At 66.9% G+C, this 25,426-nt stretch carries 26 protein-coding genes and 1 tRNA gene; 4 read left to right on the top strand and 23 right to left on the bottom strand.

Translation table 11 applies throughout. The annotated features are described in order from the left end of the window. Positions 1–25: 25 nt before the first annotated feature. The 12 genes from ACMX2H_RS16815 to ACMX2H_RS16760 form a co-directional block, all read right to left on the bottom strand. Complete coding sequence (locus ACMX2H_RS16815) at positions 26–505, bottom strand: FHA domain-containing protein (RefSeq protein WP_414962121.1); 480 nt, start codon at positions 503–505, stop codon at positions 26–28. A gap of 74 nt (positions 506–579) precedes the next feature. After that, entirely contained in the window at positions 580–966 is a 387-nt protein-coding gene (gene gcvH, locus ACMX2H_RS16810) for a glycine cleavage system protein GcvH (protein ID WP_127514488.1), read from the bottom strand. Positions 967–1,275: 309 nt separating this feature from the next. Then, positions 1,276–1,349 (bottom strand) — tRNA-Pro (locus ACMX2H_RS16805). Between the two features lie 128 nt (positions 1,350–1,477). Next, a complete protein-coding gene (der, locus tag ACMX2H_RS16800) occupies positions 1,478–3,031 on the bottom strand; it encodes a ribosome biogenesis GTPase Der (protein WP_414962119.1) in 1,554 nt (517 codons plus the stop codon). 36 nt (positions 3,032–3,067) lie between these two features. Further along, positions 3,068–3,772 carry a lysophospholipid acyltransferase family protein gene (locus ACMX2H_RS16795; RefSeq protein ID WP_414962117.1) on the bottom strand — a complete coding sequence of 235 codons (705 nt, stop codon included), beginning with the start codon at positions 3,770–3,772 and terminating at the stop codon, positions 3,068–3,070. Next, positions 3,759–4,463 carry a (d)CMP kinase gene (gene cmk / locus ACMX2H_RS16790; protein WP_414962115.1) on the bottom strand — a complete coding sequence of 235 codons (705 nt, stop codon included), beginning with the start codon at positions 4,461–4,463 and terminating at the stop codon, positions 3,759–3,761. The genes ACMX2H_RS16795 and cmk overlap by 14 nt, the downstream gene beginning before the upstream one ends. Beyond that, on the bottom strand, positions 4,460–5,548 hold the full coding sequence (locus tag ACMX2H_RS16785; RefSeq protein WP_414962113.1) for a prephenate dehydrogenase: 1,089 nt from the start codon (positions 5,546–5,548) through the stop codon (positions 4,460–4,462). The genes cmk and ACMX2H_RS16785 overlap by 4 nt, the downstream gene beginning before the upstream one ends. A 33-nt stretch (positions 5,549–5,581) precedes the next feature. Beyond that, on the bottom strand, positions 5,582–6,856 hold the full coding sequence (locus tag ACMX2H_RS16780) for a pseudouridine synthase (protein WP_414962111.1): 1,275 nt from the start codon (positions 6,854–6,856) through the stop codon (positions 5,582–5,584). 59 nt (positions 6,857–6,915) lie between these two features. Further along, positions 6,916–7,551, bottom strand: a complete 636-nt coding sequence (gene scpB / locus ACMX2H_RS16775) for an SMC-Scp complex subunit ScpB (protein WP_414962110.1) — start codon at positions 7,549–7,551, stop codon at positions 6,916–6,918. Beyond that, a complete protein-coding gene (locus tag ACMX2H_RS16770) occupies positions 7,544–8,476 on the bottom strand; it encodes a segregation and condensation protein A (protein ID WP_414962108.1) in 933 nt (310 codons plus the stop codon). The genes scpB and ACMX2H_RS16770 overlap by 8 nt, the downstream gene beginning before the upstream one ends. Further along, the gene (locus tag ACMX2H_RS16765; protein WP_136785039.1) at positions 8,476–9,366 is read right to left on the bottom strand and encodes a ParA family protein; all 891 of its coding nucleotides are present in this window, start codon (positions 9,364–9,366) and stop codon (positions 8,476–8,478) included. Before ACMX2H_RS16765 ends, ACMX2H_RS16770 begins: the two co-directional genes overlap by 1 nt. 229 nt (positions 9,367–9,595) lie before the next feature. Beyond that, complete coding sequence (locus ACMX2H_RS16760; RefSeq protein ID WP_414962106.1) at positions 9,596–9,985, bottom strand: VOC family protein; 390 nt, start codon at positions 9,983–9,985, stop codon at positions 9,596–9,598. Positions 9,986–10,176: 191 nt separating this feature from the next. On the opposite strand from ACMX2H_RS16760, the gene ACMX2H_RS16755 reads away from it, so the two are divergent. The 4 genes from ACMX2H_RS16755 to ACMX2H_RS16740 are packed head-to-tail and all read left to right on the top strand — an operon-like array spanning position 10,177 to position 14,504. Then, complete coding sequence (locus ACMX2H_RS16755) at positions 10,177–10,896, top strand: GntR family transcriptional regulator (protein ID WP_414962104.1); 720 nt, start codon at positions 10,177–10,179, stop codon at positions 10,894–10,896. Next, complete coding sequence (locus ACMX2H_RS16750) at positions 10,896–12,416, top strand: MmgE/PrpD family protein (protein WP_414962102.1); 1,521 nt, start codon at positions 10,896–10,898, stop codon at positions 12,414–12,416. Before ACMX2H_RS16755 ends, ACMX2H_RS16750 begins: the two co-directional genes overlap by 1 nt. Then, complete coding sequence (gene prpB / locus ACMX2H_RS16745; RefSeq protein ID WP_414962100.1) at positions 12,417–13,322, top strand: methylisocitrate lyase; 906 nt, start codon at positions 12,417–12,419, stop codon at positions 13,320–13,322. It abuts the gene before it with no gap. 21 nt (positions 13,323–13,343) lie between these two features. Then, positions 13,344–14,504 (top strand): bifunctional 2-methylcitrate synthase/citrate synthase, encoded by a 1,161-nt coding sequence (locus tag ACMX2H_RS16740; protein ID WP_414962099.1) that lies wholly within the window; start codon positions 13,344–13,346, stop codon positions 14,502–14,504. Here the strand turns inward: ACMX2H_RS16740 and ACMX2H_RS16735 are convergent. The 11 genes from ACMX2H_RS16735 to ACMX2H_RS16685 all read right to left on the bottom strand — a co-directional run bounded on the left by ACMX2H_RS16735 (position 14,501) and on the right by ACMX2H_RS16685 (position 25,218). Continuing rightward, a complete protein-coding gene (locus ACMX2H_RS16735) occupies positions 14,501–15,004 on the bottom strand; it encodes an 8-oxo-dGTP diphosphatase (protein WP_414962098.1) in 504 nt (167 codons plus the stop codon). The genes ACMX2H_RS16740 and ACMX2H_RS16735 overlap by 4 nt on opposite strands. Positions 15,005–15,054: 50 nt before the next feature. Next, positions 15,055–16,032, bottom strand: coding sequence for a site-specific tyrosine recombinase XerD (gene xerD / locus ACMX2H_RS16730; RefSeq protein WP_414962096.1), 978 nt, complete (start codon positions 16,030–16,032; stop codon positions 15,055–15,057). Between the two features lie 9 nt (positions 16,033–16,041). Beyond that, entirely contained in the window at positions 16,042–16,719 is a 678-nt protein-coding gene (locus ACMX2H_RS16725) for an NUDIX domain-containing protein (RefSeq protein ID WP_414962094.1), read from the bottom strand. Position 16,720: 1 nt separating this feature from the next. Continuing rightward, entirely contained in the window at positions 16,721–18,442 is a 1,722-nt protein-coding gene (locus ACMX2H_RS16720; RefSeq protein WP_414962092.1) for a CTP synthase, read from the bottom strand. 121 nt (positions 18,443–18,563) lie between these two features. Then, a complete protein-coding gene (gene recN / locus ACMX2H_RS16715) occupies positions 18,564–20,276 on the bottom strand; it encodes a DNA repair protein RecN (protein ID WP_414962090.1) in 1,713 nt (570 codons plus the stop codon). Between the two features lies 1 nt (position 20,277). Next, a complete protein-coding gene (locus ACMX2H_RS16710; protein ID WP_414962089.1) occupies positions 20,278–21,267 on the bottom strand; it encodes an NAD kinase in 990 nt (329 codons plus the stop codon). Then, positions 21,264–22,136: a TlyA family RNA methyltransferase gene (locus ACMX2H_RS16705; protein WP_414962087.1), complete on the bottom strand. Its 873-nt coding sequence runs from the start codon at positions 22,134–22,136 to the stop codon at positions 21,264–21,266. The genes ACMX2H_RS16710 and ACMX2H_RS16705 overlap by 4 nt, the downstream gene beginning before the upstream one ends. Before the next feature lie 4 nt (positions 22,137–22,140). Beyond that, positions 22,141–22,344: a hypothetical protein gene (locus ACMX2H_RS16700; protein ID WP_414962085.1), complete on the bottom strand. Its 204-nt coding sequence runs from the start codon at positions 22,342–22,344 to the stop codon at positions 22,141–22,143. Positions 22,345–22,404: 60 nt separating this feature from the next. Beyond that, entirely contained in the window at positions 22,405–23,385 is a 981-nt protein-coding gene (locus ACMX2H_RS16695; RefSeq protein ID WP_414962083.1) for an HAD-IIA family hydrolase, read from the bottom strand. Continuing rightward, positions 23,375–24,265 (bottom strand): hypothetical protein, encoded by an 891-nt coding sequence (locus tag ACMX2H_RS16690; RefSeq protein WP_414962081.1) that lies wholly within the window; start codon positions 24,263–24,265, stop codon positions 23,375–23,377. The genes ACMX2H_RS16695 and ACMX2H_RS16690 overlap by 11 nt, the downstream gene beginning before the upstream one ends. 29 nt (positions 24,266–24,294) lie before the next feature. Beyond that, complete coding sequence (locus tag ACMX2H_RS16685) at positions 24,295–25,218, bottom strand: hypothetical protein (protein ID WP_414962079.1); 924 nt, start codon at positions 25,216–25,218, stop codon at positions 24,295–24,297. Positions 25,219–25,426: the final 208 nt, after the last annotated feature.

Genomic DNA, 25,426 nt, shown 5'->3' with positions numbered 1-25,426 from the left:
GCGCTGGCTGGGACGCGGGCACCGGTTAGCCCTGCCCCTTTGCCGCCATGCCTGCATAGAAGGTCAGGCGGAACTTGCCGATCTGGACTTCATTGCCGGTCCGCAACTGCAAGCTGTCCACCCGGTCGTTGTTGACGTAGGTGCCGTTGAGGCTGCCCGAGTCCACCACCATGAAGCCGTCGCCCGACCGGCGGAACTCGACATGCTTGCGGGAGACCGTCACATCATCCAGGAAGATGTCCGCATCCGGGTGCCGGCCAGCAGTGGTGACGTCCTGGTCGAGCAGGAACCGCGCACCGGCATTAGGGCCGCCGTGGGCGATCAGCAGCGCCGACCCTGCCGGCAACGCTGCTACCGATGCTTCCTCCTCGGGGCTGAGCATCGGCTTGGCTGCGTGGACCAGGGTCTGCGGCGGCAAAAAGATGGATGTGGTTTCCGCATTCGCCTCCGGGTGCCGGCCGTCGCCGTTCCCGCTGTTCGTGGCGTTGCGAGCATCGCCCACCATCAATAGATCCTCCGTAAAAATGTAGCGGCCAACCGGTCAAAGACCGGCTGGCCGTGGGATTGGTACCGGTAGCTCTAGCCTACCTGCTGTTCATACTCCGGGGCACTGAGCAGGGTCTCCAGTGCTCCCGGATCCGAAAGCTTGACCTCCAGCAGCCAGCCCTCGCCGTACGGGTCGGAGTTGATCAGTGCCGGATCGGACTCCAGCGCGTCGTTGACGGCCACGACTTCGCCGCTCACCGGAGCGTAAATGTCGCTGACGCTCTTGGTCGATTCCACTTCGCCAACGACGTCGTTGGCGGTGATGGAGGAGCCGGCTTCCGGCATCTGCACATAGACCACGTCGCCGAGGGCGTCTTGGGCAAAGTCGGTGATGCCCAGGCGCACAGTGCCCTCGGCATCGGCGGCAGCCACCCACTCATGCTCAGCGGTGTATTTCAGGTCGGCGGGAATGTTGCTCATCGGTTGCCTTTCTCGCACCATGGACGTCCAGTTGCTGCAGGCAAGGAAGCGAATTCCCCACCATCGCTGAAAGTATAGGCACACAAGGCCCTGCACAAGCTAATGGGGAAGGCACCGGCGACATCTGGGCCCAAGAACCGGCGGCCACACGCCATCCTCTCCGCATAACCTCGGCTGTCCGGATCGGAGGATGGGTGCCCTGCACCCGGCGTGCTGACCTGCCACGCTCCGGGCGGGGAAGGACCGGGACAGCCCTTCCCCGGACGCGACAAAGCCCTGATGGGACTCGTCCATCAGGGCTTTCGTTTGTCGGGTTGACAGGATTTGAACCTGCGACCCCCTGACCCCCAGTCAGGTGCGCTACCAAGCTGCGCCACAACCCGAAGTTCCGCCTTCATGCATCCGGCGGAACCACCTCAAATACTGTACAGCATTTTTGCGCCTGCCATGACCACGCGGAATGGCATGAGCATGCGGCTGCCGACACGCGTGACGGCAGCCACATGCCGTGTCAGCGTTTGCGTGCCCGCTTCTCGCGGACCCGCATGCTGACTTCAATCGGGGTGCCTTCGAAACCGAAGGTTTCACGCAGCCGTCGGGTGATGAACCGGCGGTAGCCCGGATCCAGGAAGCCGGTGGTGAACAGGACGAACTTAGGCGGCCGGGAGGACGCCTGCGTGCCGAACAGGATCCTGGGCTGCTTGCCGCCACGCACCGGGTGCGGATGGGCAGCCACCAGTTCACCCAGGAACGCGTTGAGCCGCCCGGTGGGAATGCGCTTGTCCCAGGACTCCAGCGCGCGGTCCAGCGCGGGTACCAGCCTGTCCTTGTGCCAGCCGGTCTTGGCCGAAATGTTGACCCGAGGGGCCCAGTCCACGTGGGCCAGGTCCTGCTCGATCTCGCGTTCGAGGTAGCGGCGGCGGTCGTCGTCCAGCAGGTCCCACTTGTTGAAGGCCAGCACCAGCGCGCGGCCCGAGTCGATGGCCAACTGCAGGATACGGACGTCCTGCTCGCTGAGCACCTCATCCACGGCCAGCAGTACGACGGCGACCTCCGCCTTTTCGAGCGCGGCCTGCGTCCTCAGCGAAGCGTAGAAATCGGCGCCCTGCTGCATGTGCACGCGGCGGCGGATGCCGGCTGTGTCGACAAACCGCCACGTGCGGCCGCCGAGTTCGATCATCTCGTCGACTGGATCGCGGGTGGTTCCGGCCAACGAATCGACCACCACCCGCTCGCTGCCTGCCAGTTTGTTGAGCAGCGACGATTTGCCCACGTTCGGGCGGCCGATCAGCGCGATCCTGCGGGGACCGCCGGTACGCTCCAGTCCCCCGTAGGCGGAGAATTCCGGCAGCACGTCCATGACGGCGTCGAGCATGTCCGCCGCGCCCCGTCCGTGCAGCGCCGACACAGGGTAGGGCTCGCCGAACCCCAGGCCCCAGAGTGTTGCCGCCTCCGCTTCCTGGGCGATGTCGTCCACCTTGTTGGCGACCAGGATGACCGGCTTCTTCTTCCGGCGCAGCATCTTCACCACTGCCTCGTCGGTGGCCGTGGCGCCCACATTCGCGTCGACGACCAGCAGGACTGCGTCGGCCATGTCCACTGCGATCTCGGCTTGGTCGGCTACACGGGCGTGGATTCCGCGGGCGTCGTGTTCCCAGCCGCCGGTGTCCACCAGTGTGAAGGGGCGTCCGTTCCAGTGCGCTGAGTAGGAGACGCGGTCGCGGGTGACTCCCGGGGTGTCTTCGACGACGGCCTCGCGCCGGCCCAAGATTCTGTTTACCAAGGTGGATTTGCCCACGTTGGGCCGGCCCACGATGGCCAGCACCGGTGCCACATGCAGCGGTTCTTCGTCGGAGATGGGCTCGTCGCCGGCGGCCAGCAGCGCGGCGTCTTCATCATCAAGTTCGTACTCGGCCAGACCGGCCCGCAGCGACGCCGCCCGCAGTTCGGCATCGTCGTCGTCGAGCGCAAGCATGTGCTCGGCGATCTGGTCTTCGCCCGCCGGACGGTATTCCTCGTCGGCCGGCCGTTCCGCCGGGGAGGGTCCGGGCTGGGTCTCACTCATCGTCTGTTCCTTCTGGGTAGGCTGCAAGCCGTTTGCTCAAAGTGTTGTCACGGGTGGGGTGGCCGGAAGCCGCTGCCCGGTGAACGCCTCGCTGCGCCGGACATGGCCGGACAACTGCCGGCGGATCGCTTCGGCTGCAGTGTCCATTGAAACACGGCCGGACGCCGAGGGCAGCCGCCGGTAGGTCTGCGGTGCACCGAACGCCACGTGGAAGATGCGGCCGGGCCGTGGGATGGCGTCCCGGTGCTCACCGCTGATCCGGGTACCGAGCACCGCCACCGGCACTACCGGAGCACCGCTGTTCAACGCCAGCCAGGCCACCCCCGAGCTGACCTCGGCGGCGTCCCCGGCCCCTCGGGTTCCTTCAGGCAGAATGCCGATGCAGCGTCCCTCCTCCAGCAGGGCCTTGGCATCAGTCAGTGCTGCCCGGTCACCGCTGCGGTCCACCGGGATCTGGCCCGAGTACTGCAGGACCTTGCCGAGGAAGCCGCTGAACATCTCCTGCTTGACCAGCACATGCATGTGGCGCGGTGCCGCCCCCACCATCACCGGTCCATCCAGGTAACTCAGATGGTTGGCCGCGAAGATGACCGGACCGGCGGCTGGAACATGCTCGCGGCCATGGATCCGGGTCCGGTAGACCAGATGGTCCAGCACCTTGCCGACCGGCCGGCCCCACCGCGGACCCCAGCGGACCGGGGCGGTGAATCCCCCGGCGCGGGCGGGCTCAGTGCGCGGCATGCCGCACGACGGCGAGCACCGCTTCCACGGTCTGTTCGAAGTCCAGATCGGACGAATCCACGGTGAAAACACCGTCGGCGGCTTCGGAGAAATTCACCACCGTCGAGTCTTTGGCGTCGCGGGCCAGCACCTGCTCATGCAGGTCGGCCTCGCTCTGTGTTCCGCCCAGTTGGAGGCCGCGTCGGCGCAGCCGTGCCTCCTCGCTGGCGGTCAGCAGCAGCCGCACCTCCGCGTCGGGCGCGACGACCGTGGTGATGTCGCGACCTTCGGCAACAATCCTGCGGCCTGAATCGGCAATGATCTGCTGCTGGCGGCGGACCAGTTCGGCGCGGGCGCCCAGCGTGGTGGCCACAGCGCTGACCGAGGCGGAGATGGACGGCTCGCGGATCTCGTCGGTGATGTCGGTCGAGCCGATGCGCACGAATTCGTCGTCCGGGTTGGTGCTGATCTGCAGGTCCACTTCCTTGCAGGCCCGCTCGACCGCGGCAGCATCGGCCAAGTCCACGTCGGTGTTGACGCAGTACCAGGTTACGGCGCGGTACATCGCTCCGGTGTCCAGATAGGACGCGTGCAGCCGCCGAGCGGTTTCCTTGCTGACGGACGACTTGCCGGAGCCCGACGGCCCGTCGATGGCGACCACCAGGGCCTTACCCTGCCGGTAACGGGCCATGTCCACTTCCGCCGCGCTCATTGCACAACCTTCCATCCATGTGAGGTTAAGTAATCGATCAGTTCGTGGCGCTTGCTGGGCAGCACCGCGATTTCCGCGAGCCCCACCGGCTGGCCGGCCGAGTGCTCCAGTCGGAGGTCTTCCAGGTTGATGCCCACCTCGCCGATTTCAGTCAGCAAGCGGGCGATTTGGCCGGGGGTGTCGTCCACCAGCACGGTCATCCACGCGAACGCCTGCGGCGGAGCACCATGCTTGCCAGGGATCCGTGCCTGGCCGGCGTTCCCCTCGCTGATCAACTGCGCCATGTCCAGCCGGGCACCGTCGGCCTCCGGCTGTTCCAGAGTTTTGATCAGCCGTTCCAGGTCTTCGCGGACGCCGTACAGGATATCCACCAGCCGGGCCGCGTTGGCGCCAAGGATCTGAACCCACAAGGCCGGGTCACTGGCGGCGATCCTGGTGACGTCGCGCAAGCCCTGGCCGGAGAGGGACAAGGCATGAGCCGGCGTGTCCTGCAGCCGGCTGGCCAGCAGCGAGGACATCACCTGCGGCAGGTGCGAGATCAGCGCCACGGACGTGTCATGTTCGTCCGCGGACATCCGCGAAACCACCGCGCCCAGGTCGATGGCGAGCGCCTGGGCCGTCTTCACGGCGCCGGGCAAGGAAAGTTCCGACGGGCACAAAACCCATGGCATCGAGGTGAAGATCTCGCCGCGGGCGGCGACCGGACCCGATTTCTCGCGGCCGGCCATCGGGTGGGTGCCGACGTAGCGGCCAAGGTCGGCCTCGGTCAGGTCCGGATCATTGGCCAGGGCCTCGAAGACGGCCGTCTTGACGCTGGCAATGTCCACGACGACGGCGTCCGGGTAATCGCGAAGGGCACGGGACACCACCGCGGCGGTAACGTCCGGCGGTGCCGCGACGACCACCAGCTGTGGCTTCACATGTTCGCCCGCCGGCAAGACGCGTCCGGCGCCGATGTCCTGGGCCACGGCCTGGGCCGACGGCGAGGGATCAGACAGCAGGACGTCAATGCCGCGGGCACGCAGGCCCAGGCCGATGCTGGCTCCCAGCAGCCCGGTGCCGATCACCAGGACCGGTCCGGACAAATGGGTAGCCTGGACATGTGCTGGATTCACCGGCTACATCCCCACCAATGCCAGCAGATGCCCGGCCTCTTGGCGGCCCAAGGCACGGATGCTGCCTTGGCGCTGATCGCCCAGCCGGATCGGTCCGACCTGGATCCGGACCAGCCGTTCCACCGGGTGGCCGACGGCGTCGAACAAGCGCCGCACCACGCGGTTCTTACCCGAGTGCAGCACAACTTCCACCAGGACGTGGCCGGGCGTGGAGTCCACCAGTTTGAACGAATCAACGGAGGAAACGCCGTCTTCCAGCTCGATGCCGGCTTTCATCTGTGCCCCAACACCGTGGGCCATCGGTCCCCGGACCTGCACCAAATAGGTCTTGGGGACCTCGTAGGACGGATGCGTGAGGCGGTTGGCGAGTTCGCCGTCGTTGGTCAGGAGCAGCAGGCCTTCCGTGGCCTGGTCCAGCCGGCCGACGTGGAACAGCCGCTGACCCTGCTGGGGCTTGAGGTAGTCGCTGATGCACGGGCGCCCTTCGGGATCCTCCATCGTGGAGACAACACCCTTGGGCTTGTTGAAGACCAGGTACGTCAGGGTCTCGTCCATCTGCACGCGGATACCGTCTACGTGGATGATGGCGCGGGCGGGATCCACCCGCACGCCGAGCTCGCGCACCACGACGCCGTCCACTTCAACCCGGCCGGCCTGGATCAGTTCTTCGCACACACGGCGCGAGGCGACACCGGCCCCGGCGAGGACCTTCTGCAGGCGCACTCCCTCGGGGTCGTGCAAGTCGGAGACTGCGCCGGTGCCAGAGCGCGCGGGACGGTCGGCCCGGCTCACCGGACCAAGATTCTGGCCGAAGCGCTCACGGCCGAAGGCCTTGGGCCCGGCGGGGCGCTGCGGCTTCGCACCGCGGGCCTTGCCCGCACCGGACTTGCCGGCGGCCTTGCTGCCGTACGGTTTACCGACGCCCGGTTTGCCGGTGCCCGGCTTGCCTGCGCCAGCGCCCGCCGTCGACGGCTTGCGGCTTCCCGGCTTGCCTGCTCCTGCATCGGCCGCTCCCCTGCGGGCGCCAGCCTGACCGGCACTCTTGCCGAATTCAGTGCGGCCCTGGTCCCGCCCGGCACCGGAACGGCCGCCGCCCGGCTTGCCGGCACTGGTCCGGCCTGCGCCGCCGGCACCGCCCCCCTGGCCCGGCCGGCCGCGTCCCTGGGCAGAGCCGCCTTCCGACCGGCGCGGGGCGTCGTCCGGACGGGGGGCGTCGCCGGGACGCTTTCCGCCGCGGGGATTATTCCGTCCGGAACCGGAACGAGGCGGTTGTGTCATGGTGGATCCTTACCCGTGGGAACTACGTCATTGATCTGGCGCTGCCGGCTGCCGGCAGTCTAGAGCGAAGCGTCGTCGTACTCGGACAGGTTTTCCAGCCCCGGCAGATGCGGGGCGATCTCCGGCAGTTCGCCGATGCTTCCTATCCCCAATCTTTCCAGAAAATAGGAGGTGGTCCGGTACAGGATGGCTCCGGTCTCCGGATCGGTGCCGGAATCCTCGATCAGCCCGCGTTGGGTCAGCGTCCGCACCACCGAGTCAACGTTCACTCCGCGGATGGCGGAAACCCGGGCACGGGAGACCGGCTGGCGGTAGGCGATGACCGCCAGCGTCTCCATGGCAGCCTGGGTCAGCCGGGCAGTCTGGCCTTCCAGCACGAAGCCGGACACCAGCAGGGCGAACTCGCTGCGGGAGAAGATGCGCCAGCCTCCGGCGATGTTGCGGAGCTCGAAGCCGCGCGGCGCGCTGGCGGGCAGCCCGGACGAGGAGGCGCCGCCGTCGTAATCCTGCTGCAGCTCCAGCAGCAGGGCGTGGACCGTGTCCACCGGCAGGGACAGGGCGGTGGCCAATTCGATCTCCGAGGCGGGTTCATCGATGACCATCAGCACCGCTTCCAAGGCGGCACGGGCGCCGCCGGGCAACTGATCCACGTCGATCTCCGGCCCTGCCGCCGCGTCCACCGCCGGGTCAGTCATGGGTCTCCTCCGTTCCGTCGGTGGCGGTCTCCGCCACCGGGATGTCTTCATACTCTTCGCTGAGGTTCTCGCCGGTCCATTCGGAATCCGGGCCGGTCCAACGGACCGTCAGCTCACCCAGCGGCGCAGCTTGGTCGAACGCGATGACTGCGTCGCGGAACATCTCCAGCAGCGCCAGGAAGCGCGCGACCACCACGAGCGTGCTGTCCGCGTCTGCGGTGAGCGAGCGGAAGGACAGCGGCGCCCCGGCCTGCAGCCGGGCGCCCAGCAGGGCGGCTTGCTCCTTCACGCTGACCGGCGGCGCATGCAGGTGGGAGAGCCCCACCTGGGTGGGGGCGGGTTCCTTGGGCTCCAGCGCCTTGGCCGCCAACGCGGCGAACTCCGCCAGCGGCGTGCGCCAGACCAGCTCCGGCAGCAGGGCCGCAAAGTGAGGTTCCAGCGAAACCTGGCGCGGAAAGCGGTCGGCCTCGCGGGCCAACCGCTGTCCCAAGAGCGCCGCGACTTCCTTGAAGGCCTTGTACTGCAGCAGTCGGGCAAAGAGCAGGTCGCGGGCCTCGAGCAGGGCGATGTCTTCATCGTCCTCGACCTCGCCGGTCGGCAGCAGCCGGGCGGCCTTGAGGTCCAGCAGGGTCGCTGCGATGACCAGGAACTCGCTGGCTTCGTCCAGGGCTTTATCGTTGCCGTCGGCCTGCAGGCCGCGGATATAGGAAATGAATTCGTCGGTGACGCGGGAGAGCGCCACTTCGGTGATGTCCATTTCGTGCTTGGAAATCAGTCCCAGCAGCAGATCGAACGGACCGCTGAAGTTGTCCAAGGTCACAGCGAATCCGGCCGCCTTCGGGTCGCCGTCCGGGCCGGCCGGCGCTGTTTCCTGACCTGCCGGAGGACGGCCAGCAGGCAGCTCGCCTGCCGGCGTCAGCGTCATCAGGGGGCGCCTCCGCGCGAAATAAGCTCCTTGGCCAGCTGGCGGTAGGCGGTTGCACCAGCGTGGTTGCCGGCGTAGCTGGTGATCGGCTCGGCGGCGACCGTGGCGTCCGCAAATTTGATCGTTCGCTTGATGACGGTTTCGAAGACCTTGTCGCCGAACGCCTCCAGCAGGCGGCCGATCACTTCGCGGCTGTGCAGCGTGCGGGGGTCGTACATGGTGGCCAGCACGCCGTCGATCTGAAGCCGCGGGTTCAACCGGTCCTGGACCTTCTCGATGGTTTCCACGAGCAGTGCCACTGCCCGCAGGGCAAAGAACTCGCAGATCAGCGGAATGATCACGCCGTGGGCCGCGGTCAGCGCGTTGACGGTCAGCAAGCCCAAGGAGGGCTGGCAGTCAATCAGGATGATGTCGTAGTCGTCTTCGACTTTGCGCAGCGCGTGCGCCAGGACTTGCTCGCGGGCGACTTCATTGACCAGCTGCACTTCCGCGGCGGAGAGGTCGATGTTCGCCGGCAGCAGGTCGATGTTCTCCACCTCGGTGGGCTGGATCGCCTCGCGGATGTCGGTCTTGCGGTCCATCAGGACGTTATAGACGGTCAGGTCCAGCTCATGCGGATTCGTGCCGAGCCCGGCGGACAGCGCACCCTGCGGATCGAAATCTACCAGCAGCACTTTGCGGCCGACCTCGGCCAGGGCAGCGCCAAGGTTGATGGTGGACGTGGTCTTACCCACGCCGCCTTTCTGGTTGACCATGGCCACGATCCGCGCCGGGCCGTGCGAGGCCAGGGCGGGCGGTTCGGGGAACTCGGTCAGCGGCCGGCCGGTGGGGCCCAGGACATCCTCGTCCGCTTGCCGCAGAGTGGTTGTCGAACCTTGTTCGCTGCTCACGTATCAAACCCAGCTTCCATCGTTTCGCTGCTGTACTTCTTCCTGACAAGGTTACAGCGACGTTCTTGCGATCAATCGACAGGACGCTGACGACCGGCGAGCCTTTAGCTTCTAGTAGAGGTCGAAGGTTTGGAGCCGTCGTGGCAGGTCAACCGGCCATGCGCAGCACAGAACGCAGCACTGACGTGCGGGACCACAATCCGTCAGTGTTGAGCGAAGCTTCAGGCCGCTATCCGGCGGAGGGATCGGTGTGCCACAGGCCCATCACGTTCCCTTCAGTGTCCCGGAAGTAGGCGAAGTACCCCATCTGCGGCACCGCACCCTTGGCCGTGACCGTCGAACCACCAAGACTGCCGATTTTTTCCAGTGCGGCGTCGATATCGTCAACGTCGATGGTAATAATCGGGCCGGTCAGCTCGCCCTCGCGGCGGAACATGCCGCCGTTGATCGCTCCGGGTTCGGTGGGCATGCCCTGGCCGTCGGTGGGGGCGGTTCCCAGCGAGGTGTAGTCGATCTCCGGCATCGTGTTGATGTCCCAGCCGAAGGCGGCGGTGTAGAACTCTTTCGCGCGGTCCTGGTCTTCCGCGGGAATTTCGAAGTGCACGACGCGTCCGGCCATTGCTCTCACCTGCATTCTGCGTGAAGGGATGGTGTGGTGATCCACACCACATCGACACAGTCTAGGGGTGGCGCCCTTCCGGCCACTAGTACTCGAGCCTTCACTGGCTATGTGTATACAAAACTAGTCCGAATCGGGATTGTTGAGGCGATCTCTGGCGCGATTGGCACTCTCATGTATACAGTGGGGTGGTGGGAATCGTTGAACAGCATGCGCCGTCGTCGCACAGCGGGCAGCCCCTCCGGGCCAGCGAGCGGGCTTACTGGGCCCTGCGGGAGGACATCGTCGAATGGCGGCTGCCTCCCGGTACCGTCCTGGGCGAGGTTGAGCAGGCGGCACGGCTGGGCATCTCCCGCACTCCCCTGCGCGAGGCACTGGGCCGGCTGAACGCGGAAGGACTGACCGCCCCCCATGCGGGACGCGGCGTCGTCGTCGCCGCCATCTCGCTGGCCAACGTCACCGAGCTGTTCGAACTGCGCACAGCGTTGGAATGCCAAGCGGCGGCCCTGGCTGCCGTGCGCGGCGAGCCGGCCGTTTTCCGACAGCTGCAGCAGGAGTTCCTTGCCGCCGCGGAGGCGCTGCGCGGTTCTGCGCCGGATCCGCAGGCTTACTACGAACTGGTCGGCCGGCTGGATGCCGCCGTGGACGACGCGGCAGGAAACACCTACTTGCGCCAGGCGATGGCCAACCTCCGCGTCCATCTGGTGAGGATCCGGCGGCTCGCCCGGGACAATCCGGCCCGGCTGCTGGCCTCGGCCGCCGAACACGCCAACATCGCCGGCGCGATTGCCGACGGCGACGGCCAGGTGGCAGCGGCGGCCACCAGGATCCACCTGCACCAGAGCCTGGAACATTTCAAGTCCACCGATCCACACCATCGACCCGATCTGCCAGCCGAAAGGACAGTTTAATGACCGTCGACCACAAAGTGCGCGTCTACCGCAGTGAAGAGAACCTGCCGCGCGAGGACCAGCTCGCCTACAAGATCGCCCAGGTGGCCACCGACCCGGTGGAGGTTTCGGCCGACGTGGCCGAGATGGTGATCAACCGGATTATCGACAACGCTTCGGTGGCGATCGCGTCGCTGAACCGGGGCCCGATCGTCGCCGCGCGTGCCCAGGCGCTGAGCCACCCGGTCTCCGGCGGCGGAAACGGCGCCGGCATCTTCGGCATCCCGCAGAAGACCTCGCCGGAGTGGGCGGCCTGGGCCAACGGCGTGGCCGTGCGGGAACTCGACTACCACGACACGTTCCTGGCCGCTGACTACTCGCACCCGGGCGACAACATCCCGCCGATCCTCGCGGTGGCCCAGCATGTGGGGTCGAACGGCCGCGACCTGCTCCGCGGCATCGCCACCGGCTACGAAATCCAGGTGGACCTGGTCAAGGCCATCTGCTTGCACAAGCACAAGATCGACCACGTGGCGCATCTGGGGCCCTCGGCCGCCGCGGGCATCGGAACACTGCTGGGGCTGGACGTGGAGACCATCTTCCAGGCCGTGGGCCAGGCGCTGCACACGACGACGGCGACCCGCCAGTCGCGCAAGGGCGAAATCTCCACCTGGAAGGCGCATGCGCCTGCCTTCGCGGGCAAGATGGCGGTGGAGGCTGTGGACCGGGCGATGCGCGGCCAGACCTCACCGGTGCCGATCTACGAAGGCGAGGACGGCGTCATTGCCTGGCTGCTGGACGGGCCGGACGCATCCTACGACGTCCCGCTGCCGGCTCCGGGCGAAGCGAAGCGCGCCATCCTAGACACCTACACCAAGGAACACTCGGCCGAATACCAGGCGCAGGCCTGGATTGACCTGGCCCGCAAGCTGCACCGCGAACACCCGGAAGCCACCGAGGCGGACAACGTGAAGTCCGTGCTGATCAAGACCAGCCACCACACGCACTACGTGATCGGTTCCGGTGCCAACGATCCGCAAAAGTACAGCCCGACGGCTTCGCGCGAGACCCTGGACCACTCGATCCCGTACATCTTTACCGTGGCACTGCAGGACGGCGCCTGGCACCACGTTGACTCCTACGCCCCCGGGCGGGCCGCCCGGCCGGACACCGTAGCGCTGTGGCACAAGGTCAGCACCGAGGAAGACCCGGAGTGGACCCGCCGCTACCACTCGCTGGACATCGCCGAAAAGGCGTTCGGCGGCTCGGTGGAGATCACGCTGGCCGACGGCACGATCATCAAGGACGAGATCGCCGTAGCAGATGCCCATCCGCTGGGCGCCCGCCCGTTCACCCGGGAGCAGTACGTCAACAAACTGCGCACGCTCGCCGCCGGGATTGTCGACGAGGCAGAAATCGACAGGTTCCTGGCCGCCGTCGAGCGGTTGCCGGAACTGGCCGCCGGCGAGTTGGACCAATTGAACATCCAGGCCGCCGACGGGGTCATCGACCTCTCCGCCGGTCCGAAGGGGCTGTTCTAAATGCTCTACTCCGCGACCACACCCGAGCAGAAGCGCCGGACGCTGCGAGAGTCCCTGGCCTCCGGCAGACTGCAGCAGTTCCCGGGCGCGTTCAATCCGCTCTCGGCACGGCTGATTCAGGAGAAGGGGTTCGACGGCGTCTACATCTCCGGCGCGGTGCTGGCCAATGACCTGGGCCTGCCGGATATCGGACTGACCACGCTGACCGAAGTCGCCACCCGCGCCGGACAGATCGCGCGGATGACCGACCTGCCCGCCCTGGTGGACGCCGACACCGGCTTCGGTGAACCGATGAACGTGGCCCGCACGGTGCAGGAACTGGAAAACGCCGGCCTGGCAGGCTGCCACATCGAAGACCAGTTCAACCCCAAACGCTGCGGCCACCTGGACGGCAAGAACGTGGTGGACCTGGAGACCGCCAGCAAACGGATCCGGGCCGCCGCCGATGCCCGCCGCGACCCGAACTTCCTGATCATGGCACGCACCGACATCCGGGCCGTGGACGGCCTGGCTGCAGCCCAAGACCGCGCCCGCGCGCTGGTCGACGCCGGCGCTGACGCCATCTTCCCGGAGGCCATGCGCACCTTGGAGGAATTCGCTGCCATCCGCGAAGCCGTTGACGTCCCGGTGCTGGCCAACATGACCGAATTCGGCAAGAGCGATCTGTTCACCGCCGAGGCGCTGGCCGGGGCAGGCGTGAACATGGTCATCTACCCGGTGACGCTGCTGCGCAGTGCAATGGGCGCCGCCGGGCGGACCCTGGACGCGATCAAGGCCGACGGAACCCAGCAATCACAGGTCGGGCAGATGCTGACCCGTGCGCGTTTGTACGAATTGGTGGATTATGAGGCGTATAACCAATTCGACACCTCTGTATTCAATTTCCAAGTGCCCGGTCAGCACTGACCACAAGACATAGGAGTCGCCATGAGCACGGATGCAACCATTGAAGCACCGCAGATCCACAAAGGGCTGGCCGGCGTCGTCGTCGACACGACGAAGATCTCCAAGGTCAACGCGGAAACCAACTCGCTGCTGTACCGCGGCTACCCGGTCCAGGACCTGGCCGCACACTGCAGCTTCGAAGAGGTCGCGTATCTGCTCTGGAACTCAGAGCTCCCTGACGCGGACCAGTTGCGGGACTTCACCGCGGCCGAACGCGGCGGCCGCGCCCTGGACCCGGTGGTGAAGTCGGTCATCGATTCGCTGCCGGCCCAGGCCCACCCGATGGACGTCTGCCGCACGGCCGCCAGCGTGATCGGCGCCCGCCACCGGCTGGCCGAGGATTCGTCGCCGGAGGCGAACATGGCCAAGGCACTGGAGCTCTTTGCCGCGTTCCCGGCGGTGGTGGCCTACGACCAACGCCGGCGCCGCGGCCAGGACCTGGTGGAACCGCGCGAGGACCTGGGCTACGCCGCAAACTTCCTCTGGATGTCCTTCGGCGAAGAGGCTGCCCCGGATGTGGTGGACGCGTTCAACGTCTCGATGATCCTGTACGCCGAGCACTCGTTCAACGCCTCCACCTTCACCGCACGGGTCATCACCTCAACGCTGTCCGACCTGCATTCGGCCGTTACCGGGGCCATCGGGGCGCTGAAAGGACCGCTGCATGGCGGCGCCAATGAAGCGGTGATGCACACGTTCGAGCAGATCGGCATCCGCACGGACGAATCCCGCGAGGAGGCAGCCGCGCGTGCCCGGACCTGGATGGAGCAGGCACTGGCGGAAAAGAAGAAGGTGATGGGCTTCGGTCACCGCGTCTACAAGCACGGCGATTCCCGGGTGCCGACCATGAAGGCCGCCCTCGACAAGATGATCGACCACTACGGCCGCCCCGAGATCCTTGGACTCTACGACGGGCTGGAAGTTGCGATGGGCGAAGCGAAGAACATCAAGCCGAACCTGGACTACCCCGCCGGACCCACCTACCACCTGATGGGCTTCGACACAGAAATCTTCACCCCGCTGTTCGTGGCCAGCCGGATCACCGGCTGGACCGCGCACATCATGGAGCAGTTGGAAGCCAACTCGCTGATCCGCCCGCTCAGCGAATACAACGGGCCCGGCCAGCGGGAACTGGGCCGCTAAAACTGCCAGCCCACGCGGTGGCCGGTGTCGAGATGCTCGACGTCGGCCACCGTCTCGTTATCGGACCGCATCACCACCCGCAGCCGCGGCTGATCCCCCGACAGGGCCAGCGGTAGCCAATGCCCGGCGTCCTGCCACATCAGCCCCAGTGGCAGTTGGTCCACGCGGTGCCAGGCCGGGGCAATTTCCGCCGACTCGACCGGCACGCCGGTCCAGCGCCGAGCGACGAAGAGCGCGGTGTCCATGCTCCACACCGGCCGCGCCGGAAAGTCAAAGAAGATCCGGCCGGCCGGTTCCAGGTCCTCGACGCTGACCTGCACCCCGGTCTCTTCCTGCATCTCCCGGCAGGCAGCATCGCGCCCGGACTCCCCCGCTTCTAGTTTTCCGCCGACGCCAACGACCTTCCCGAGGCCGAAGCCGGTCTTCTTCCGGCCGAGCAGCACGTAGCTCTGCCCGGATTCTTCCCTCAGCAGGAAGCACAGGGCAACGGCAACGGTCATGGGAGCGAGTCTAGTCCGGATCGGGTGTCCGGCCGCACCGCGACGCCGGCTCAGCCCAAGGCGCGCGGGTGCGCGGCGGCGTAAACTTCGCGCAGCGTATCGGCGGTGACCAGCGTGTAGATCTGCGTGGTGGTGACGGATGCGTGGCCCAGCATCTCCTGCACCACGCGGACATCCGCGCCGCCCTCCAACAGGTGGGTAGCGAAAGAGTGCCGCAGGGTGTGCGGGGAAACGGGCTGTGTGATGCCGGCTTTCTCCGCGGCCGCCTTCAGGATGGTCCAAGCGCTTTGCCGGCTCAGCCGGCCGCCGCGGGCGTTCAGGAACAGGGCCGGAGTGCCGAGACCCTTGGCGGCCAGTGCCGGCCGGCCACGGACCAGGTACGCGTCGGCGGCCTGCGCAGCATAGGAGCCCAGCGGCACCAACCGCTCCTTCGATCCCTTGCCAAAAAGGCGGACGACGGCGGGGCCGTCGCCTTGCGGTTCGGCGCTGACATCATCAACGTCCAGGCCCACCGCTTCGCTGATCCGGGCGCCGGTCGCGTACAAGAACTCCAGCAGTGCCCGGTCACGCAGGCCCGTGGCACTGTCCGAGCCGGCGGACTCGAGGATCCGGGTCACCTCGGCCACGGAGATGGCCTTGGGCAGGCGTTTGCCGGGCATCGGCGGATGGACGTCGGTGGCCGGATCGGTCTCCGTGATGCCTTCCAGGGTCCAGAACTTATGCAGGCCGCGCACGGCCACAATGGTCCGGGCCGCCGACCTGACGCTCAGCGCGGCGTCGCCGTCGGACCCGTCGGACAGGGCCTGGGCGAACGCCGTGACATCGTGGCGGCTTACCGCGGCCGGCTCACCGATTGACCGTTCCTGGAGGAACCTCAAGTAGCGGCCCAGGTCCCTGCGATAGGCCGCGACGGTGTTGGCGGCCAGTCCGCGTTCCACCGCCATGTGCTGCAGGTAGTCTCCCGCGGCGCGGCCCAGCGCTGTCGCGGTGAATTCGTCGCCCTTGGCTGGCGGGGCCTGCACCGGCATCACAGGTGCTCAGTCCCGGCCGGAGCCAGCGGCGCCGCCGGGTCGCTGGCTGGGATGCTCCGGCCAGGGAGCATCCGCCGGTCGCAGGTTGTCGAAGCCGGTGCCGGCGGCCCGGGCCGCCGCGAGCAGCCCGGCCACCGCCGAGGGATTATGCAGCCGGCCTGCCATGACGGCGTCCACTGCATCGTCCAGTGACACCCAGAGGTGTTCGATCTCGGCTTCCTCTTCGGTGCGCTCATGCCGCTGGTCTTCGGGAACCTCGGAGAGGTCCCTGGCCAAGTAAATGCGGATCGCCTCGCTGGAGGATCCGGGTGAATTGAAGAAATCCACCAGCACGTTCCAGCGGCCGGCCACCAGGTCCGCTTCCTCGGCCAATTCCCGCGCTGCGGCGTCCACGAAGTCCTCGCCGTCCAGGTCCAGCAGGCCCGCCGGGATCTCCCACAGCGACATCTCGGCGGGCTGGCGGTACTGCTTCAACAGCAGAACGCGCCCTTCCCGGTCCATCGCGAGGATGGCCACCGCACCGGGATGTGCAATGTAGTCGCGCACCAGCGTGGCGCCGTCGTCCTTGCCCAGCGTGAAGGTATCGCTGACCACGTCCCAGATCCTGCCGCGGTACACCGTCCGGCGATCCACCAGCGGGCGCGGATCCGGGACATCGGCGAAGGCATCCGGCTGTACCGGCACGTCAGACTCCGGACTTTGCCGGTGCCTTGGCGTTGCCATGGTTCAAGGCGGCGGCGATCAGGCCGGCGAACAGCGGATGCGGCCGCGTGGGGCGCGAACTCAGTTCCGGGTGCGCCTGGGTGGAGACGTAGTACGGATGCACATCGCGGGGCAGCTCAACGAACTCCACCAGCTTGCCGTCCGGCGAGGTACCGGAGAACACCAGGCCGGCAGCAGCGAGCTGGTCGCGGTATTCGTTGTTGACTTCGTACCGGTGGCGGTGGCGTTCGCTGACCTTGGTGCTGCCGTAGGTCTCGGCCACCACGGAGCCCGACTGCAGGGCGGCCTCGTACAGCCCCAGGCGCATGGTGCCGCCCAGGTCTCCCTTGCCTTCGACGATGTCCAGCTGTTCGGCCATCGTGGCGATCACCGGGTGTTTGGTGTCCGGATCGAACTCGGTAGACGAGGCATCTTCGAGTCCCACGATGTTGCGGGCGTACTCCATCACCATCGACTGCAGGCCCAGGCACAGGCCCAGGGTGGGGAGCTTGTGCTCGCGGGCAAACTTGAGCGCGCCGAGTTTGCCTTCCAGGCCGCGGATGCCGAAGCCGCCGGGCACGCAGATGGCGTGCACGCCGTCGAGTGCGGCGGCAGCGCCTTCGTCAGTGGCGCAGTCGTCGGAGGGGACCCAGCGGATCTTCACCCGGGTCTGGTTGGCGAATCCGCCCGCGCGCAGTGCTTCGGTCACCGAAAGGTAGGCATCGGGCAGGTCGATGTACTTGCCCACCAGTGCCACCTCGACGGTGTGCTGCGGGTTGTGGACCGCCGCCAGCAGCTGGTCCCACTTCGACCAGTTGACGTCTTTGAACTTCAGGTCAAGGTGCTGGACGATGTACGCGTCCAGGTTCTGCGAGTGCAGCGTCTTGGGGATGTCGTAGATGCTCGGCGCATCCGGGCAGCCGATCACCGCATCGCTGTCCACGTCGCACATCCGGCCAATCTTTTCCCGCATCGCGGCGGGGACCTCACGGTCAGAGCGGATCACGATGGCGTCGGGCTGGATACCGATCGAACGCAGGGCGGCCACCGAATGCTGGGTGGGCTTGGTCTTCAGTTCCTGCGACGGACCGATGTAGGGCACCAGCGACACGTGCAGGAAGAAGACGTTGTTGCGTCCGACGTCCTGGCGGACCTGGCGTGCCGCTTCCAGGAACGGCTGCGACTCGATGTCGCCCACCGTGCCGCCGATCTCGGTGATGATCACGTCCGGGGATTTTTTGCCCGCGGCCGGTTCGGAGGGCAGACGCATCCGGCGCTTGATCTCATCCGTGATGTGAGGAATGACCTGGACGGTGTCACCGAGGTATTCGCCCCGGCGTTCCTTGGCGATCACCGTGGAGTACACCTGGCCGGTGGTGACGTTGGCCGAGCCGTCCAGGTTCTCGTCCAGGAACCGCTCGTAATGTCCGATGTCCAGATCGGTTTCGGCGCCGTCATCCGTGACGAACACTTCACCGTGCTGGAAGGGATTCATTGTGCCCGGATCCACGTTCAGATAGGGATCGAGCTTCTGCATGGTCACGGAGAGGCCGCGTGCACGGAGCAGGTGGCCGAGGCTGGAAGCCGTCAGTCCCTTCCCGAGCGAGGACGCCACGCCGCCGGTGACGAAGATGTGTTTGGTCGTCTTGGACGACTTGGAAAACCGGGAATTTGTTCGCTGCACCACGGAATTCGAGCCTATCACCTTTCTGGACGCCCTCGGATCTCAAGGCCGCTCCGACCGCCCTCGAGTGTGCGAACACACGCCAAGCGCGGTCAACTTCTTCCCCCGCCGGCGGCGGGGCTGGTCCTGTCTGCAGCGGATGCTACAGCGCCCTGGCCCCGTCTATCAGTTCCTGGGCATGGGCGCGGGCGGATTCGGATTCTTCCTGGCCGGCGAGCATACGGGCCAATTCGGTCACCCGCTCCTCGTCGTCGAGCAGGCGTACGTCGCTGGCGGTCATTCCGCCCTCGCCGCTGCCGGCCGTTTTGATCACCCTGATGTGCTGGTCGGCGAACGCTGCCACCTGGGGCAAGTGGGTCACCACAATCACCTGGACGAAGCGCCCCAGCATGGCCAGGCGGCGGCCTATCTCAACGGCAGCTTTACCGCCCACGCCGGCATCCACTTCGTCGAAGACGAAGGTCGGCACCGGGTCCACCTCGGCGAGCACCACTTCGATGGCCAGCATCACGCGGGAGAGCTCGCCGCCGGACGCGCCCTTGCCCAGCGGGCGCGGCGGAGCGCCACGGTGCGGTTTCAAGAGAAACGTGATGACGTCGGCCCCGTGCGCCGCCAAAGCCGGCGCAGGCTCGATCTCGATCACCAGTTCGGCCTCGGCCATGGCCAGCGCCGACAGCTCCGTGCCCACCCGGTGGCCCAGTTCGGCGGCAGCTTTCCGGCGCAGCGCCGTGACCTCGGCGGACTGGGTGGCTAACGCCGCGTCCAGTCCGGCCACTTCCGCTTCCAGCCGTTCGATCCTGCTGGAATCGTCGGTCAGCTCGTCCAGCCGGTTGCGGGCCTGGGCGGCCCACTCAAGCACTTCATCGATGCTGGGCGCGTACTTGCGGACGAGCCGCGCCAAATCGGCGCGGCGCGCTTCGACCTCCTCCAGCCGGCCCGGTCCTTCACTGTCCAGCGAGGCTCCGTAGCTGGCGAGTTCCGCGGCCACGTCGGCCAGGATGATCCCCACTTCGGCCAATCGAGCGGCGGCCCGTCCCAGCTCGGCATCTTCGTCCTGGACCTGCTCCAGCGACCGCTTCGCCGCGTCGACCAGCGCCGTTGCGTCCAGCGAGTCGGTGAATTCCTCGGCCACCAGGGCCTGGTGTGCCAGCGTGGCAGCCGCCCGCAGTTCCTCGACGTTCGCCAGCTTCACGGCCACAGCCTTCAGCGCGTCGTCTTCGCCGGGCTGCGGGTCCAGCCCGTCGATTTCCTCGAGGGCCAACTGCAGGGCTTCGGCCTCCCGCAGCCGTTCCCGCGCTTCGGTCCGCAGGGTCTCCAGCTCGGCCTTGGCTTCCTTCCAGCGGACGAATGACCCGGCGTACCCGGTCAAGGCTTCCGACAAAGCGGGCCCGGCGAACTTGTCCAGCGCCTCACGTTGCGCCTGCTGGCTCTTGAGCCGCAGTTGGTCGGTTTGTCCGTGGACCGCCACCAGGTGGCCGCCGATCTCTGCCAGCGTTCCCACCGGGGCTCCGCGTCCGCCCACATGCGCGCGGCTGCGGCCGTCGGCGTTTACCGTGCGGGCGAGCATCAGTTCGGCTCCGCCGTCGAATTCGTCCATGTCAGCCCCGGCTTCACCGGCCCGGGCAAGGGCGGGGCTGTCCGCGGCCAGCCGGACCACTGCCTCGGTCACGGCGTTCGCTGCCCCGCTGCGTACTGCTCCGGCGTCGGCGCGGGCTCCCAGCAGCAGGCCAAGCGCGGTGACCACCATGGTTTTTCCGGCGCCGGTTTCGCCCGTCACCACGGACAGGCCCGGTCCCAGCGGCAGCGTGGCCTCGGTGATGACGCCGAGGTTGCGGATCCTGATTTCCTCGATCATGTCAGTCCCTCCCGCCCGGCTGGGTGTAATGCGGCTCCACCGTGCGGACCGTCGGCAGGGACGACGTCGGCGGCTGTTCCTCCGAGGGGCTGACGGGTCCGCGCCACCCCGACGTGGGAAGCTCGAACTTGCGGACCAGCCGTTCAGAGAACGGGGTCAGGTGGGTGCGGGCCAGCCGCACCGGTTTGTCCGAACGGGTCACCTCGATCCGGGATCCCGGCGGCAGCTCCAGGCTGCGGCGTCCGTCGCACCACAGCACTCCGTTGGCGTCGCTGCGGCTCAGGACTTCCACCGCCATGATGGAAGTCGGCGCAACTACCAGCGGTTTGGCGAACAGGGCGTGCGCACTGATCGGTGTCATCAACAGGGCTTCCACTTCCGGCCAGACCACCGGCCCGCCCGCCGAAAAGGCATAGGCCGTCGAGCCGGTCGGAGTCGCCATTACCACGCCGTCGCAGCCAAACGAGCTGATCGGCAGGGCATCGACTTCAACGACGACCTCGAGCATCCGCTGCCGATCGCCCTTTTCCACCGCGGCTTCGTTCAGCGCCCACGTGTGCCCGATTTTGCGCTTGCCCAGCCACACTTGGACGTCGATGGTCATGCGCTCTTCCACCGTGTATTGGCGGTTGACCACCCAGTGGACGGTCTGCGCGAGGTCCGCCCGTTCACTCTCGGCCAGGAAGCCGACGTGTCCCAGGTTGACCCCGAGCAGCGGAACGTCCGAGTCCCGGACCAGCTCGGCCGACCGGAGGATGGTTCCGTCGCCGCCCAGCACCATGCCGAGGTCCACCGCGTCGAGACTGACGTCTTCATCCAGCGTCTCGCAGGGCACGGCCAGGTCCCCATAGGTTTCCCGGATGGGCGCGATGTCTTCCCGGCGCATGACTGGAACCAGCCCGGAGGCATGGAGTTGGGCACAGGTTTCCTGGGCAGCCGCCATGGCGTCTACCCGTCCGGTGTGCGCGAGCACCAGAATCCGCCGGCTCATCGCTCCACTCCCGGTTCCTGCCCTCTCGGTTCGTCCATCTGGTCCGGCGATGGGCTGGACCCCTGTGGGAAATTGGCCATCGCTGCGTTCACTTCCCCCTCCAGCACACTACCTGTTCTGCGCTCCCGATTGCCCGGCGGAAGGCTTATCCACAGGAAATATTCAACGTTTCCGTCCTGCCCGGGAAGAGGACTGACCGCCAACCCGCGCACCTGCAGACCCGTTTCGAGGGCCGAGGACACCACGTTCTTCACCGCGCGGAATCGTTCGGCTTCTGAACCGACGACGCCGGTGCGCGCCAGGTTTTCCCGGCCCACCTCAAATTGCGGCTTAACCATCAGCAGGAGGTTTCCGTTGGGTCGCGTGGCGTTGGCCAAGGCTTCAACAACCAGGGTCAGCGAGATGAACGACAAGTCCGCGACGGTCAGATCCACCGGCCCGCCGATCTCCCCGGCGTCGAGGTACCGGACGTTCATGCCTTCAAACACCCTGACCCTGCTGTCCGCACGGATCTGTTCAACGAGTTGGCCGTGCCCCACGTCAACGGCCACAACCTCCTGGGCTCCGTTGCGCAGCAGCACGTCGGTAAACCCGCCGGTGGAGGCGCCGGCATCGAGGCAGCGCAAACCGGCCGGGTCCACGGCGGGGAAAGCTGCCAGCGCGCCGGCCAGCTTGTGTCCGGCCCTGCTGACGTAGTCGGGGCCCGCATCGGGAGCTACGTCCAGAGGCTCCTCCGGGCCGACCGCAGCCGATGCCTTGGTGATGACAGTTCCGGCGCGGCTGACCCGGCCTGACGCGATGAGTTTGGCCGCATGCGTGCGGGAACGCGCCAGCCCCCGCGATACTAGCTCCTGGTCGAGTCTGGGCATCGGGTCAATCAGCCTCGGTCTCCAAATCGGCCAACAAACCGTCGTGGATCCGCTGGTACACGTGTTCGTGCCCGCTGACAGGGAGGTCCGGAATCTGCGCCAGTTCGGCGACAATGTCGTCCACGGACTCGTCGGCGGTCGGCTCAGCTGTGGCGGGCCATTGCGGCGGCGTTTGGTCGCCGCTGTCCCGAGGTTCTGGCAGGTCCAAGCTTTCCTCCCTTGCATCGGCCGGTGTACTCAACCGCCATGATCAGTGTAGTGGCGGCGTTCAGCCGACCAGCTCAGGTGCGGCCGCCGTGGCTTGGTCCGGATGGGCGTCCCACCATGCCGCGCAGGCTGCCCGCCACGTGTCCACATCGTCCCGGCTGCCGGAAACGCGGAGTCCACCATTCTCGACGGCGGCCGTCGCGTCACCGCAGCGGAACCCGGCGCCGTCGCGGACAACCGCAGGGTAGGGCAGATACAGTTCAGCCAGACTGCCGAGCAAGTAGCGTGGCCGTTCTGCTGTGCGGGCGCCGAGGACCGCTTCCGGCCCATCCACGCCCGTGAGCACCGCGGCCGTGTCCAAGCCGGCATTGTTTCCGCCCAAGATGTCCGTGTCGAGGCGGTCCCCCACCACCAGTGGACGGTGGGCACCCAGCGCTGCCGCCGCCGTCGTAAAGATGCCGGCTTCCGGCTTCCCCGCGACCAACGGCTCCGCACCGGTGGCTGCCCCCACGGCGGCAACCAATGCGCCGTTTCCGGGCGCGATGCCGCGCTCCCGGGGGATGGTCATATCCGTATTGGTGGCGACCCAGAAGGCGCCCGAGGCAATCGCAAAGGAGGCCTCAGCCAGTTCCTTCCACCCCAGCGCCGGGTCGAACCCCTGGATCACAGCCGATGGCGCTTCGAGGGCAGAGCGAACCGGGATGAATCCCTGCGCCGCTGTTTCATCGGCCAACGTCTGGCTGCCGGTGATCAGCACTTTGGAGCCCGCAGGCACATGCCGGGCCAGCAGCAGCGCGCCGGCACGTGCCGATCCGAAAACCTGATCGGCCGTGGCCGGCGCGCCGAGCTCGCGCAAATGCGCGGCTACCTGTTCGGACGAGCGGGACGCATTGTTTGTGATGTAGCCCAACGCCGTTTCGGTGTCCGCAAGACGCTCCAACGCTTCTGCAGCTCCGGGGATGGCCTGCTGCCCGGCGTAGACGACTCCGTCCAGGTCGGACAGCACGGCGTCGTAGCCGGAGATCAGCGGACTACTGGTCATCGTCCCTGCTGTCCGGCGTGTGCGGTGTGGCCGGAGTGTCCGCTTCGTCGGCCTCGGTTGCAGCCACGGCGTCGGCCTCCTCGTGTGGTTCATCTGCCGGAGCCACGTCCGTCGGCGCAGTCTCCGCGTCCTGGGAGGATCCGGATACGTCGGCGTCAGCTGGCTCGGCGTCAGGGGCGGACACCTCGCTGGCATCGAGAGCCTCGCTGGCGCCCGCAGCCTCGCTAGCGTCCGCAGGCTGAACCTCGCCGGCACCAACGCGTTCCTCTGCGGTGCGCTGGAGCGGCCTGCCGACCGGCTCCGCTTCCTCGCCGACCAAGTCGACGATTTCGGGCTCGGCAAAATCACCAACGCCGAGGGCATTCTCTGCCACGACTGCCTGCCGCCGCCACTGCTGCGCTTCATCACCGCGGCTGGCTGCGTCCAAAGCGTCGGCGTAGGCGCGGAAGAGCCGCGGGCTGTAGGAGAAAGCCCGGTTGCGGTCCAGCTGCGGAATCTCCAAAGCTGCGACGGCTGCGTCATACTGCTGCAGATCGGACCGTGCACCGGAGGCCACAATAGCCAGTTCCACCTTGCCGGCCGTATCAAGTGATTCAGCGTCTTCTGAACGGGTCAGTTCCAGCGCCCTGTCCGGGCGCCCCAGTCCACGTTCGCAGTCGGCCATGATGGGCAGATGCTCGTTGGAACCGCTGATCCTGCGGAACGTACGGAACTCCCTCAGTGCCTCGCCATAGTGGCCGGCCGCGTACGCAGTCAGGCCCACGGCTTCGCGCACAGGCGCCATCCGTCCGCCCCGACGGCTCGCGGCCAAGGCGTGCTGGAAGGCCAGTTCCGGATCCTCGTCTAGAAGCCGGCCCGCCATCACCAAATGCTTGGCCACCCACTCAGCATTCTTCGATTCCAAGGTTCTCAGCTGTGCGCGGGTAACCCGGTCCAGCTCCGATCCTGAAACATCCTCGTCAATCTCGGGCGAACGCGGGCGGTCCACTCGGTTTGCGCTGCGGAGGTCTTTGGCATTGTGCTCGCGTGGGCCAGCCGACCGGCCGACGGGGCGATCGCCGCGGTCTTGGCGCGGACGGTCACCCTGCGGACGACGATCACCGAAGTCGCGACGCTCACCACGATCCTGACGCGGGCGATCGCTGAAGTCCCGACGCTCACCACGCTCCTGACGCGGACGGTCACTGTAGTCCCGACGCTCACCACGCTCCTGACGGGGACGATCGCTGAAGTCCCGACGCTCACCACGCTCCTGACGCGGGCGATCGCTGAAGTCCCGACGCTCACCACGGTCCTGGCGGGGACGGTCACTGTAGTCCCGGCGCTCACTACGATCCTGACGCGGGCGGTCGCCAAAGTCGCGCCTCTCACCACGGTCCTGACGGGGACGATCACCCTGCGGACGACGATCACCGAAATCACGGCGCTCACCACGCCCCTGACGCGGGCGATCACCGAAGTCCCGACGCTCACCACGCTCCTGACGCGGGCGATCACCGAAGTCCCGACGCTCACCACGCTCCTGGCGGGGACGATCACCCTGTGAACGACGATCCCCAAAATCACGGCGCTCACCGCGATCCTGACGCGGACGATCCCCAAAATCACGGCGCTCACCACGATCCTGACGCGGACGATCACCAAAGTCGCGCCTCTCACCACGCTCCTGACGCGGACGATCACCCTGCGGACGGTAGCCGCCGTCGGTACCCGACCGGTTTTTACTACGGTGCTCGTTCTCGGGGCGCTTCCGATCTCCTCTTTCGTTGAAGCGGTCAGCACCCGAACGGTCGTAGTTGCCTCGGCCTGCACCCCTGTCGTCTCGTCCTTCACGACCCCGGAAATCAGCCATGCCGGAACTCCTCTCAGTGCGGGCCGGGTCCTCGAACCAACCGCAGCCATCAAAAATCTCTATATACGTTGTCTTGTTTCGGGCGCAGATTATTGTGGCGCGCCCATGCCATCGATCCATTCTAGTGCAGTCAACGGTTCACCATCTCGCTGCCAGCCGAAGGTAACTTGTGACTCCACTAACGAACAG

Source organism: Arthrobacter sulfonylureivorans, from assembly GCF_047607445.1.
GTDB classification, from domain to species: Bacteria; Actinomycetota; Actinomycetes; order Actinomycetales; family Micrococcaceae; genus Crystallibacter; species Crystallibacter sulfonylureivorans_A.
The sequence above is the reverse complement of the archived record's forward strand: the minus strand, read 5'-3'. Positions and strand labels throughout refer to the sequence as shown.